The 13,231-nt window shown below is 55.7% G+C and carries 13 protein-coding genes; 1 reads left to right on the top strand and 12 read right to left on the bottom strand.

Going from position 1 to position 13,231, the window contains the following annotated elements; translation table 11 throughout:
* Complete coding sequence (gene pflB / locus MUU46_RS18980; RefSeq protein WP_159753760.1) at window positions 1–2,283, top strand: formate C-acetyltransferase; 2,283 nt, start codon at window positions 1–3, stop codon at window positions 2,281–2,283.
* 411 nt (window positions 2,284–2,694) lie between these two features.
* On the opposite strand, the gene MUU46_RS18975 is transcribed toward pflB, so the two are convergent.
* The 12 genes from MUU46_RS18975 to MUU46_RS18920 all read right to left on the bottom strand — a co-directional run bounded on the left by MUU46_RS18975 (window position 2,695) and on the right by MUU46_RS18920 (window position 13,228).
* Window positions 2,695–2,916 carry a DNA-binding transcriptional regulator gene (locus MUU46_RS18975; protein ID WP_258964628.1) on the bottom strand — a complete coding sequence of 74 codons (222 nt, stop codon included), beginning with the start codon at window positions 2,914–2,916 and terminating at the stop codon, window positions 2,695–2,697.
* Between the two features lie 81 nt (window positions 2,917–2,997).
* Window positions 2,998–4,173, bottom strand: coding sequence for a phage late control D family protein (locus tag MUU46_RS18970; RefSeq protein WP_258966354.1), 1,176 nt, complete (start codon window positions 4,171–4,173; stop codon window positions 2,998–3,000).
* A 2-nt stretch (window positions 4,174–4,175) separates the two neighbouring features.
* Window positions 4,176–4,640 (bottom strand): phage tail protein, encoded by a 465-nt coding sequence (locus tag MUU46_RS18965; RefSeq protein ID WP_258966385.1) that lies wholly within the window; start codon window positions 4,638–4,640, stop codon window positions 4,176–4,178.
* A gap of 11 nt (window positions 4,641–4,651) precedes the next feature.
* Window positions 4,652–7,114, bottom strand: a complete 2,463-nt coding sequence (locus MUU46_RS18960) for a phage tail tape measure protein (protein ID WP_258966353.1) — start codon at window positions 7,112–7,114, stop codon at window positions 4,652–4,654.
* Complete coding sequence (locus MUU46_RS18955; protein ID WP_258964625.1) at window positions 7,107–7,226, bottom strand: GpE family phage tail protein; 120 nt, start codon at window positions 7,224–7,226, stop codon at window positions 7,107–7,109. Before MUU46_RS18955 ends, MUU46_RS18960 begins: the two co-directional genes overlap by 8 nt.
* Before the next feature lie 32 nt (window positions 7,227–7,258).
* Entirely contained in the window at window positions 7,259–7,543 is a 285-nt protein-coding gene (locus MUU46_RS18950) for a phage tail assembly protein (protein ID WP_258964624.1), read from the bottom strand.
* Between the two features lie 61 nt (window positions 7,544–7,604).
* Window positions 7,605–8,123, bottom strand: coding sequence for a phage major tail tube protein (locus MUU46_RS18945; protein WP_258966352.1), 519 nt, complete (start codon window positions 8,121–8,123; stop codon window positions 7,605–7,607).
* A gap of 12 nt (window positions 8,124–8,135) precedes the next feature.
* The gene (locus tag MUU46_RS18940) at window positions 8,136–9,326 is read right to left on the bottom strand and encodes a phage tail sheath protein (RefSeq protein ID WP_258966351.1); all 1,191 of its coding nucleotides are present in this window, start codon (window positions 9,324–9,326) and stop codon (window positions 8,136–8,138) included.
* A gap of 124 nt (window positions 9,327–9,450) precedes the next feature.
* Window positions 9,451–9,870: a tail fiber assembly protein gene (locus tag MUU46_RS18935; RefSeq protein ID WP_258966350.1), complete on the bottom strand. Its 420-nt coding sequence runs from the start codon at window positions 9,868–9,870 to the stop codon at window positions 9,451–9,453.
* Between the two features lies 1 nt (window position 9,871).
* Complete coding sequence (locus tag MUU46_RS18930) at window positions 9,872–11,785, bottom strand: tail fiber protein (protein ID WP_258966349.1); 1,914 nt, start codon at window positions 11,783–11,785, stop codon at window positions 9,872–9,874.
* Window positions 11,786–11,796: 11 nt separating this feature from the next.
* Entirely contained in the window at window positions 11,797–12,327 is a 531-nt protein-coding gene (locus MUU46_RS18925) for a phage tail protein I (protein WP_258966348.1), read from the bottom strand.
* On the bottom strand, window positions 12,320–13,228 hold the full coding sequence (locus tag MUU46_RS18920) for a baseplate assembly protein (RefSeq protein ID WP_258966347.1): 909 nt from the start codon (window positions 13,226–13,228) through the stop codon (window positions 12,320–12,322). The genes MUU46_RS18925 and MUU46_RS18920 overlap by 8 nt, the downstream gene beginning before the upstream one ends.
* Between the last annotated feature and the right edge of the window lie 3 nt (window positions 13,229–13,231).

Below are 13,231 nucleotides of genomic sequence, written 5' to 3'. Positions count from 1 at the left end.
ATGTCCGAACTTAATGAAAAGTTAGCTACAGCCTGGGAAGGTTTTGCCAAAGGTGACTGGCAGACAGAAGTCAACGTACGTGACTTCATCCAGAAAAACTACACCCCATTTGAAGGTGACGAGTCCTTCCTGGCTGGCGCTACTGACGCGACCACCGCCCTGTGGGACAACGTAATGGAAGGCGTTAAACTGGAAAACCGCACTCACGCGCCAGTTGATTTCGATACCTCTGTTGCGTCTACCATCACTTCTCATGACGCTGGCTACATCAATAAGGCCCTTGAGAAAATCGTTGGCCTGCAGACTGAAGCTCCGCTGAAACGTGCGATTATCCCGTTTGGCGGCATTAAAATGGTTGAAGGTTCTTGCAAAGCGTACAACCGCGAGCTGGACCCGATGCTGAAGAAGATCTTCACCGACTTCCGCAAAACCCATAACCAGGGTGTTTTCGACGTCTACACTAAAGACATTCTGAACTGCCGTAAATCTGGCGTTCTGACTGGTCTGCCAGACGCATACGGCCGTGGCCGTATCATCGGTGACTACCGTCGCGTTGCGCTGTACGGCATCGACTTCCTGATGAAAGACAAATACGCTCAGTTCGTGTCTCTGCAGTCCGATCTGGAAAACGGCGTAAACCTGGAAGCGACTATCCGTCTGCGTGAAGAAATCTCCGAGCAGTACCGTGCTCTGGGCCAGATCAAAGAAATGGCAGCGAAATACGGTTGCGATATCTCGGCTCCAGCAACCAACGCTCAGGAAGCTGTTCAGTGGACCTACTTCGGCTACCTGGCCGCTGTTAAGTCTCAGAATGGTGCAGCAATGTCATTCGGTCGCGTATCCACCTTCCTGGATGCATACATCGAACGTGACCTGAAAGCAGGCAAAATCACTGAGCAAGACGCTCAGGAAATGATTGACCACTTGGTCATGAAACTGCGTATGGTTCGCTTCCTGCGTACCCCAGAATATGATGAGCTGTTCTCCGGTGACCCGATTTGGGCAACTGAATCTATCGGTGGTATGGGCGTTGATGGCCGTACTCTGGTCACCAAATCCAGCTTCCGCTTCCTGAACACCCTGTACACCATGGGGCCGTCCCCGGAGCCGAACATCACCGTTCTGTGGTCTGAAAAACTGCCACTGAACTTCAAGAAATTCGCAGCTAAAGTCTCAATCGATACCTCTTCTCTGCAGTACGAGAACGATGATCTGATGCGTCCAGACTTCAACAACGATGATTACGCGATTGCATGCTGCGTAAGCCCAATGGTTGTTGGTAAGCAAATGCAGTTCTTCGGTGCGCGTGCAAACCTCGCGAAAACCATGCTGTACGCAATCAATGGCGGCGTGGACGAAAAACTGAAAATCCAGGTTGGCCCGAAATCTGCGCCAATCAAAGGCGACGTTCTGAACTTCGACGAAGTCATGGAACGTATGGATCACTTCATGGATTGGCTGGCTAAGCAGTATGTCACCGCTCTGAACGTCATCCACTACATGCACGACAAGTACAGCTACGAAGCTTCTCTGATGGCTCTGCACGATCGTGACGTGGTTCGCACCATGGCATGTGGTATCGCAGGTCTGTCCGTTGCAGCTGACTCCCTGTCTGCTATCAAATATGCGAAAGTTAAACCTGTTCGTGACGAAGACGGCTTGGCTATTGACTTCGAAATCGAAGGCGAATACCCGCAGTTTGGTAACAACGACTCTCGTGTAGATGACTTCGCGGTTGATCTGGTTGAACGTTTCATGAAGAAAATTCAGAAACTGACTACCTACCGTGATGCCATCCCGACTCAGTCCGTTCTGACCATCACTTCTAACGTTGTGTACGGTAAGAAAACCGGTAACACCCCAGATGGTCGTCGTGCTGGCGCGCCATTCGGTCCAGGTGCTAACCCAATGCACGGCCGCGACCAGAAAGGTGCTGTTGCCTCTCTGACCTCCGTTGCAAAACTGCCGTTTGCTTACGCTAAAGATGGTATCTCTTATACCTTCTCTATCGTTCCAAACGCACTGGGTAAAGACGACGACGTTCGTAAAACCAATCTGGCGGGCCTGATGGATGGTTACTTCCATCACGAAGCGTCCATCGAAGGTGGTCAGCACCTGAACGTGAACGTCATGAACCGTGAAATGCTGCTCGATGCGATGGAACATCCGGAAAAATATCCGCAGCTGACCATCCGCGTTTCTGGTTATGCAGTACGTTTTAACTCCCTGACTAAAGAACAGCAGCAGGACGTTATCACTCGTACCTTCACTCAAACCATGTAATGTGTTTTGACTGAAAACGCGTTGTAAAAAGCGTACAATAAAGGCTCCACACCTGTGGGGCCTTTTTTAACAGTGACTCTCCTGCCCCAGCCTGCTTTGCCAGCCATCTATACTATGGGTATCTGTCAAAACAGACTTAACACAGCCGGCTTTGAGCTGTGCATACACTGGCCCCGGATGGGCCGTATCTGGAGATAACACCGCAATGTCAGTAATTGGTAACTTGTTTTCCTAGATAACCAAATGAAATAAAAGGATTTATTTCAGGTCACGTCCACATATTGACCATCATCTCCCAAGCCCTGCCCTGTGCAGGGCTTTTTGTTGTTCAGAGTTGGCAGATCTGCGCCCTAAGCAAACTTAATACATACCATCGGATCAAAGAGGCCTCGCATTTGCGAGGCCTCGTTTTTACATCCAGGCGATTTGTTGCTGCCCTGTCGACGTCGGATGAGGTAAAGCTGGTGTCACTTCCCCCGGCTTAACGATGTAGCGCTCGACCGTTTCCGTCGTGACGAAGGTGCAGCTGCAATTGATATTTGTGCACTGGTGATAACGCTCTTTTGTCGTGTCAGTAAAGTAACGACTGGTGCGGGCATGGGCGGCTGTATGGCATAACGGACAATGGAACATTTCTATCACCTCACCTTTATGATTTTATGTCGCCATTTTATCGATTAAATTCATATAAAACAAATAGATAAAAATAAAGCATCACTCATCAGCCACTGCTTCGTACTCCACATCAGAAAGCCGCACCTCAAGCTCCACGCCCGTCGTGAAGCCGTTATTGTTGAGGTTGTGGGTTACCTTACTGATTAACCATGCCTGCTCGTCTATAACGCGCTTAAAACCTGACACCCGTACCGGCATTTCCGGGAAAATATCTTCCCGGCCCGTCGCGAGGGTGATTGAGAACTCCGCCACGCCGCGCTGCAATTTATCCCACTTCGCCTGAGCCGCCCGCATGGCCTGCGCCTTTGATGCATAAATCGTCGTCATGGCGAAAACGTTATCCGACTCACCGGCCATATACTCGCCCTCGCGGGCTTCCTGCTCTTTCTGCTTTCTGCCCTTCGCCATACTGCTGACCGGTTTCGCTTTAGGATGCTGGAGCGCCCGCAGGTGCTGCTCTTTCGGCTTACGCTTCAGCTTTACCTGTTGCGCCTGCTTCTGAGGCTTCGGGTTTTTGGTATGCAGCCAGTTAGCTGTCACTCCGGTATACGCGCCTCGGTCAGCAATCGCGAACTGATGCCGGTCACCATCACTGCGCTGAATAGTGATTTGTGGGATGGCCTTACCGCTGGCCGTCACGCCGCTCCCGGCTTTGAGTATCAGCAATTTGCCCGCCTTGACCGACACCGCCCCGCCGTTCCGCTCGGCGAGGCGGGTCAGGAATACCGCGTCGGATTCCTGCGACTGGTCAATATGCGCGATGTGGATACCCGCCAGCGAATCCGCCACGCTGGCCGTTAATTTATTGCGGGCTGCAATTGCCCCCACCACCGCGCCAAGTGTGGTGTCATGCCATGACTCTTCCCGGCGTGAATTGAGCGTTCCGCGAAAATCAGCACTCCGCGCCCGTAACGTGACCGTGTCCGGTGCGCCGTGGTGCTCCACCTCATCGACGGTAAAATCAACTTTCCCCACCAGGGCAAAACCTTTCCACCCGAGATAAAGCGACAGCACCGCACCACGCACCGGCAGCTCGACCAGCCCGTCACTGTCGTCGAGTTCGATGTCGAGCTGGTCAGCCTCAAACCCGCGATTGTCGGTCATGGTCAGGTTAATCAGCCTGTCACTGATATTGCCGGTGATGTCCTTGCTGTTGAGCGTCAGCATAAACTGAGGCGTCAGGGTTGCGCCTGAGCCGGTGACGATATCCGGCATGATTAACCTCCCACCAGTGAAAGCACATCGCCCGCCTTACCGACAAGAGATTCGGCCTGCTTACCAATATCGCCATAAAGCGCCGCAAGGGAATCATCGACGCGCGTCAGTGACAGCGTGAAGCTGATTTTTCGCGGTGAGCCATCAGCGAAAAAGACGGTGCCGGTTTCGCTCACGTTGGTAATAACAAACATCCCGTAAATGGTGCCGGTGCCGGAAATCAGGGGCCACGCCCGGCCCTCATCCGCCATCGTATAGAGCGCCAGCATCGAGAGCCGCCCGCCGGTCATTTCAGGGTACAAATCGCCAGTGAGGGTGATTTTGTCGTCACCGGGGCCGAGGAACTGAAACGCATCACGCTTCCCGACCCGGCTGTTTGACGGCCACTGGTAATCCGCGCTGCGCTGCAAACTCTGATAAGGCAGCGACTGGCGCATAAACACAAACATTCCAAGAGTGAGCATCATCATCAGGCTCCTTAATCATGCATCATGCTGGCGCGGGCTTTGGCTCGCTTGTTGCGCTCGTATTTTTCAAGCGCATCCTGCAACTGGTTACCGAGCTGGCCGCCCGGCGCACCGCCGCCCTGTAACTGGATTTGATAGGTTGGGCTGCTCTGGTCGATGTACGTGCGACCGGCGGGCGCGGTGACCGGTTGATATGCCTGATAACCCCCGTATGAGCTGGTCGCCGGAATGTATCCACCACCCTGCCCGACCGGTTGCGCCTTTGCCGTCGCGGCATCGATGGTGTCCGATTCCTTTTTAACGATGCCGAGCTTTTCGAGGATCACATCAAGGCCGCCGCGCAGCTTGTTGAAGATATTCAGCGGCAGCATCAGCGCATCCCCCAGCGCCCGGCCAAACGCCACCCCGGCATTTTTGCAGCCGTCTAAGGTTTCCTGCGTGGCTTTTACCGGCGCAATGAGGTCTTTAAACCATTTCCAGACTGCGCCGAGTTTCTGGCCGAGTCCGTCAAAAACGGGAGCCAGCGGGGCGAACATCTCAGCCACCGGCGAAAATGCGGCAATAAGCCCCTCCACCACCCCCGAGAAAACGGCGCTGATGGGCTCCCAGTATTTCCGGATGAGTAGCGCCCCGCCGACGACTGTCGCCACAACCGCAGTGACCACGGCGACAACCGCCCAAAGGGGCCACGAGATGGCCCCTATTACAGCAGCCGCGGCCGTGCCGATTGTCGAAAGGGCAAGGCTTAACATGCCCGCCGCCGCAACGATGGCATTGATACCCGCGATTACCGGCCACGCAATCAGCCCGATGCCGCCGAGTACGCCAATGACGGCCAGCGCACCTGTCGCGACGGTAAACAGGGTTTTTGTCAGTTCCGGGTTCGCTTTTGTCCAGGCGGCCACGGTACCGAGCCAGTCAGTAGCCGACACGGTGAGCCTGCGCAGGGCCGAATCCTCTTTATCGAACACCTCGATTTGCAGATCTTCCCACGCCGATTGAAGGTTTTTTAAATCCCCGTCGAGGTTGTCAGTCTGAATTTTTGCTATGAGCTCAGTCGTGCCGGTCGCGTTTTTAATCTCGTGACGCTTCCGTTCAAGCGAACCATTTCCGGCGGCGGCGACCAGCTTTATCGCGCCCTTCATGGCCTCCTCACCGAAAATCACTTTCAGGTATTCGCCGGTTTCAGCCGTGCCAAGTTTGTTTTTCACAAACGAGCGATTAATCGACCTGAGGATTTGCTCCACCGGGAGCATGTTGCCCTTCGAGTCACGGGTCTTCACGTTCAGCTCAGCCAGTGCATCGACGGCCTTACCAAGTGGAGCCTGAAGCCTGTTAAAAATAGCACTGGCCCCGGTACCCGCCATTGAGCCTTTAATCCCGTTATCGGCCATAATGCCGAGCATAGCAGTCGTGTCCTCGATGCTGGCCCCCGCTGCCTCCGCGACCGGTGCGACATACTTCATGGCCTCGCCGAGCTCGATAAGACCGGTATTGGACGAGGTAAATCCCTTCGTCATCACATCGGCAACACGTTGAATTTCCGTGGTCGGAAGGTTAAATGCGGATTGCATATTCGTGATGATGTCTGCCGCTTCGGCGATGTCGACATCTGCCGCCAGACTCAGGTTAACCGTCGAGCCGGTCGCCGCCAGCACGTCATCCGCTTTGTAGCCTGAACGGGCAAGCGTAGTCTGCGTTCGCGCCACATCACCCGGTGAAAATGCGGTGGTCGCTCCGATGTCGCGGGCCTGCTGGCGGATCTGCACCAGCTTTTCATCACCTTTATCCAGACCAAGAATGGCCTGCGTGCCTGACATCTGCTTATTAAATCCGATACCCGGCGCAATAAATCGTGATGCTCCATAAAGCCCCGCCGTTGCCACACCAACCCCGGCCATACCTGAATTTCGCGCCCCGGCAGCGAGCGCCTGCCCGGACTCATAGCGGGCTTTCACAGCGGATAATTTCGCCTGCTGCGCACTGACCCGCGCCAGTGCTTCACGCTGGCGGTTTAACTGCGCCGTCGTTTGGCTGATGGAATTTTTCAGACGCAGCTCATCGCTCGCCAGTGTCCGGGTATTAATCCCCGCCTGCCCGAGCGCCTGCCGCTGACGCTGCACGGACAGACGCAGCCCGTTATATTTGAGCTGTAAGTCAGCCGCATTCTTTTGGGCAAGCTCCATTGCGCGAGCCTGCGCTTTCGTCGGATTTTCGGTGTTTCTGAAGGCCACCGACAACGCGGTCGCTTCCTGCTTCGCTTTGGCGAGTGACTGCCCGGTGACGGCCAGTTGGGCGCTGCTCTTACGAAAACCGTCGATTTTCGATGCCTGACCGTTCAGGTCGCGTAACGACTGCTGCGTCGAGCGAATATCACCCGACAGCGATTTGCTCGCTGTCTGGATGGATTTAAAAGGTCGGGTTGCCTGGTCGACAGCTTTCAGCAGCACTTCGAGTTTGAGGTTATTACTCATTCGTGTTTCCGCTTCGCTGTAGCGCCTTGTCGCGCCATGTGATGAGCTCGGGAATACTCAGGGGATACAGCTCTGATGGCCCCCAGTGAAAAATCACTGCGACGTCGGCCATCAGGTCATCAACCGAGAAATTTTTCGGGAAAGTTACGCCGCCGAATTCGGTGACAAAAAACCGACCACCTCACCGGCAAAACTCAGCAGGTCTGGCAACTCCAGCGCGGCGACTTCCTGCTCGGTCAGCGATGGCATCGTCATGCGCGGCAGCACCTTAATCAGCGCATCGACGTCCGAGTTTGCCACCGCCGCCAGCCCGACACCGCGCAGGGTTCCGGCAGTCGGTTTCAGGAGGGTCACCTCTTTAATTTCGGTCTCGCCGCGTTTGATGGTTTTTACCAGGTTGATGACGTGTTGGTTTTCAGCTTTTTTCATGATGTCTCTGTCTCATTCAGTATTCAGGCAAGACCGGCCAGCGGCGCTGACCGGGTGAACATTACATACCGATGTTTCGGCGGTGCTCTTCGAGCTTGTCGACGCCGTTCACCTTCTCAATCAGGTTGACGGTGTCGATTTCGACCAGTTCCTTTCCGTTGAGGGTGAGCCTGTAATAGGTGCAGTCCATCGAGATTTTCGACTCGGTGTCTTCGCCCTGTTTGGCATCGCCGGTGTCGATTTCTTTCTGACGGCCACGCAGCACCACTTCGACCGGTACCGTCTCGCCGGTGTCGTCACGCTGGTAGGAGCCCGCAAAACGCAGTGGCACAGCCGAGGCTGTTGCAGCAGCGTAGAGCGACCAGATAACGTCATCCGGGAATCCACCGAGGGAAAACTCCGCCGCCAGCGCATCATCATCGAGACCAAGGTCGACCGGGGCCGTACCGTTCATCCCGCCGCCGCGATATTTTTCGAGTTTGCGGGTCAGCTTCGGCAGCGTCACCGACTGGACGACACCGAGAAAGTTCGTGCCATCAACAAACAGATTCATGAGCTTTAACTTGCGGGGTAATGCCATGTCTCTGGCTCCTTATTTGCTGTTCACTGACGAGATGAGATTCGCCAGGTATTTGTCGGTAATGCGCTGGCGCAGGGTCAGGTTTTCGAGCGGCGGTACCGGCGTATAGTCGTAATCCAGATACAGCTTCCCGGCCTTCAGCGACTCCTTATCGTTGGCGCTGTCGTCAAACCAGCAGGTCGCATCGACGATATAGCCCCCGGTTTTCAGCTCGCGGAATTTGGCATTGATGCCGTCAACGATGTCGCGAATGAGTGTGGCGGTCACCGGCTTATCGACCGCCCACATATGCGCCTCAGCCATCGTGTCAGCGATAACCTGCGCCGTGCGGGTGTAGTTTTCAAACAGGAAAAGCGGGTCATCTGAGCAGGTGCGGTTCCCCCAAAAACGGAAACCGTCTTTGCGGATCAGTGTGGTAATGCCTGCCTCGTTCAGCAGATCGGCATCGGTGCCGGGCTCCTGTAAATCCCAGAACACAGACGCACTGATACCGGTGACGCCATTCACGCCGACGTTTGACAGGGTTTTGTGCCAGCCGGTGTCATTGTCGATTTTGGCACGCAAGCCGAGCGCTCGCGCGGTGGCGTTCGCCGTTTCCGTCGCGTTAGCCGTGGTATCCCATGACAGGAAATCCGGCCAGATGACCATCAGCTCGCGGGCGCTGAAGTTGTCGCGGTATTTGATGGCATCAGAAATGGTTTTGCAGCCCCAGGCGCTGACATAGCCGAAAGCCCGCAATTTTTGCGCCACCGGCACAAGTGCGGTCGCCACCTCCAGTGAATCGAGACCCGGCACGCCGAGAATACGCGGCTTGACGCCAGTCACCGCCTGCGCGGTCAACAGTGCTTTCAGCCCGGTATATTTCCCGTTCTCATCGGTGGTGCCGATGATGTTAGAAATCGTCTGCGCCTGCGCCGCTTCCTCATCGTCGCCGGTGCCTTCTTCCACACGCACAACAATGGTCACCGGCTTTGACTGGTCAGCGATGGCCTGTAGCGAACTGGCGAGCGTGCCTTTGGTACCGGCTTTCCCGATGACGCTTTGCGGGTTGGTAATTAACACCGGCTCATTGAGCGGGAAGGTCTCGACGTCAGCATCGCTGGCCGTGCAGACCATGCCGACAATGGCGGTGGAAACCGTGGAAATGATGCGCGTGCCGTCGTTGACTTCGACGACCTGCACGCCGTGATGAAAATCACTCATCCGTTTAACTCCGTTGGGTTGGGGTGCAACCATTTTCTGTTGTGTGTGCAACAGGTGCGACGGAATGGCGTTGGCGGGGATATAACACAACAAGCAAAAAGCCCTCCGGGTGGAGGGCTACGATTTATTCGGGCATCACCGGCCAGTCGACCGGACCGGTCACTGACACCGTACTGATTTTTTCAATGTCATCGATGTGATCCAGCACGGCGGCCAGTTTTGCCGATTCGGCCTCACTTAACGCCCGACCGGCCTGTAACTTGAGCTGAATAACCCCGACTGACTGCATCGCTTCACTGATGAGGGTTTGTTTTTGTGCTTCGGCAATGGCCGGGTAATCAGTCTCAATGGCTTTCAGCACCGGCTGACCATACTCATCAGGCACAATAGAATGGCCTTTGGTTTGCCCTTCGATTAAATGTTGATACCAGCGGTCAGAGATTGCCTGCGCATCAGCAGGCCAGCTTCCCGCCGCTTCATAAAGCGACCGGTCAGCTTCAAAATAAAAGCCCGACATTTCAGCGCTGTAATAAATCATATTCATATCAGTACCCCACCGCATGAATGAGTACCGCGACCTGCCCGACGCTACCGTACGCCCTGTTTGCCATAACCACGCAGCCGGTCTTCGTTTTAGACACAAGCTGGAACATCCCCTCGGTGCCGGTGTTGTTATTCACGTTTAACGTGCTGACTGAAATCGACAGACATGCCGACGGGAAAGCTTTCGGGAAGGTGATTGTCTGCGTCTTTTCACTGGTCATGGTCGCTCCCTGAAGCCACTGCTCAATGATGCCGGTACTGCCGCACTGCCACCAACCGTTCGCCGCTTTAGATGCGGAGTTGGGTGCGCCATAAGAGCCTTTGGGCTGGAATCGCCCGTCGCTTTCGGCTTTGGTATATGCGCCTGAGCGAGGCATATAACCCGCATCCGATTGCGCTTTGGTGTAATAGCGCGCATCAAAGTTGGCAAAATTGACCAGACCTAATTTATTGATGGTCACATCACCGTTTGTCAGATTGACCGAGAATGGCCGGAGACTGTTATAGCCGCCGTACTGGTTACCGGAGTTCGTGAGCATCAGATATAAATTGCTGCCGTCCTGACGCCACAGCGTTCCGTAATTGCCATACACCATCCGATAGCTATTAGCCGAGGTAGTTTGCACCTCGGCGGCCACCTTCAGCGTGCCGCTGACGGTATCACCTCCTTTTGACACTGCGCCAATGTCAGCCGGTGTGGGCTTGTTTGCCGCGTCATACTGTTTAGTCCAGGCTGACCAGGCTCCGCTGTACATCGTGCGGATGTAAGAGCGTGAATGGTTATACATCCGGTAAATCTGCGTGACGCCAGCGTGTTTATACACTTCGAGTGACCCGGCATTCGGTTCCGGGTAGTTCTTCCCGCTTACCGCCTGCGCGTTAGCTGCCTGGTAATACAGCCCCGGCGTGGTGTATGCGTTCAGGTCAATTGCATTACCGATGCTCACCGTCTGACCGTTAAAGATATCCTGCGCAGTAATACTGATATCTCCCGTCAGCGCCCGGCCGTTCACCTTGCGGCTGCCCGGTACGCGCCCGTTAGCATTGTCATTCGCGGCTTTCACCGCCTTCAAGGTTGCAGCGAGTGTTTCAGACGTGCTGTCGGTCGCACTGCTGAGCTGCACAATACCTTTTTGCGCTGTGGTCGCGTCCTGAGCCGTGTATTTGCCTTTGGCGAGGTCATATGTGGCTTTCACTGCTTTCGGCGTTGCAGCGAGCGTCTCAGACGTACTGTCGGTCGCACTACTGAGCTGCACAATACCCTTTTGCGCCGTAGTCGCGTCCTGAGCCGTGTATTTGCCTTTAGCAAGGTCATATGCCGTCTTCACCGCTTTCGGCGTCGCAGCGAGCGCCTCAGACGCGCTGTCGGTGGCGCTGCTGAGTTGGGTAAAACCTTTCTCTTTCAGCGTGGCGTCAGGATGGCGGCGCGATTGTTCGTGCTCCGCGATTTTGTCGTCAACGTAATCCTGCGTTGCCATCACCATTGATGAATCGATGGCAAGCTCGACCGACTCGAGGTCAGACAGGATGATAACCATGCGCAGGGTCTGCGCCCGGCCTGAACCTTCTTCGAGTTTTGGCTTGTAGCTCTCAGCCATATTACCGACGGCGACCAGCGTGCCGGTGTCGTCATACAACCCCATTTCACGCAGCCAGAAGCCGCCCGTTTCCGGCGGGATAACCAGCTCGGCCACGACGTAATTTTTCTTCTTGTTGTCCTGGCTGATTTTGTTCAGCGGATGACGCCAGACCTCATTGATGAGTTTTATCTGGCCGGCGTTCGGCTCGGGCAGCGTACCGTCCCCGTCACCGACAGCCATCGCCACGATATTGACCTTTTTGCCACCCGGCGTCAGTGCGGCCGCAAATTTTGCCGCCCCGGCCGTGGTGACCACTGTTTTATATTTCACTGTCATTCTGCTCTCACTTAGCCCGGATACACGGTCATGATGTCGCCGTCATAACTGACGCCCCCGGCGAAAAGATAACCGGCGACGTCCTGAATGATGTTGAGTCCGATAAGATGGCGACTGGCCGGTTTGGCATCGGCGATGAGCCGCTCCATCTCGAGATACATTTCTTCGGTGATGCCGGTTTCCAGCACGCCAATATCGAGGCGAAAGGTGCCGGGCGGGTCGCTGGTTTCCCACCACTCCGTCACGTTAATCACATACCCCAATGGCTCGACCACGCGGCGCACTGCACCGATGGTGCCTTTGCGCCGGTGAATGTAAAAAGCTGCCCGAATAACGTCGCGCTTGGTCTCTTCCGGCCAGTCGCTGTCCCAGCGGTCGACGGAATACGCCCAGGCGAGCCACGGCAGCAGATTCACCGGACAGTCGGTCGGGTTCCATAACCGGCGTAACGGGATCGGGGTGTTTTCTATTTCCGCACAGGCACGGGCGGCGGCCACCTCCAGCGGCGATGACCCGACCGGCAAGAGACGTGCATCACTCATCCGAGCCCCCGAGCCTGATTTGATAATCCGAGCAGAAAGACGCCTGCGTTTTATCGAGCACGATGTCTGCGGCCGGTGCCGCCAGCTCGACCCGCTGCACCCCTTCCACATGCAGGGCGGCGTAAATTGCAGACTGTCGAATGTCACGCCCGAGCCGGTGCTGAGCGCTGATATAAGCTTTCAGTTTTGCTTCGGCAGCGGCGCGGATGGGTTCGCTTTCCGGGCCGGGAAAAATGAAGAGCGTCGCGTCTATGGTGTAGTGAATAATCTCCGCCGACTGAACGGTCACCCGGTCGGCAACCGGCCTGACGTCTTCGCCGTTAAGCGCGTGACGTACCACCGCCAGCAGCGCATCAGAGGCAGCACCGTTATCCTCGCGGGAAAGCACGGAAATGGTCACGCACGCAGGCTCAGGACTGATGACGGAAATGTCAGCGACCCGACCGTCGGCACTGCGGCCGTGAAACTCATACGCCCCCACCGGCCCCGCGACGCTTAAGCCCTCAAAAGCCTGTTGCGCCCGCAGACGAAAATCCGTGTCGGACTCCATGACCGCCGGTGTCGGCGGGATGGTGCTGTCGTCGGCCGGGGTGATAATCAGGCGGGCGATATTGGTGTTCGCGGCCATCACATCGAGGTCGTTGTTTTCGGCGTACGCCAGCGTGACAGCCAGGGCGGCTTCATTCACACGCTGACGCCACAGCACTTCGCGGTACGAATTTTCCTCCAGATATTTCACCAGCGGATCGGATTCCAGTGCGAGCGTGCGGGCGATAGCCTCCTGCTGGTCTTCCGGATAGAGCGAAATCAGCGTCGCCTTCCGTTCGGCAAGGATGGATTCATAATCCAGCGTTTCCACCACGTCCGGCGCGGGGAGCTGGCTCAGGTCGATAATGGCCATAGG

Source organism: Scandinavium tedordense, from assembly GCF_024764965.1.
Taxonomy (GTDB): domain Bacteria; phylum Pseudomonadota; class Gammaproteobacteria; order Enterobacterales; family Enterobacteriaceae; genus Scandinavium; species Scandinavium tedordense.
This window is presented reverse-complemented; position numbering and strand designations above follow the sequence as displayed.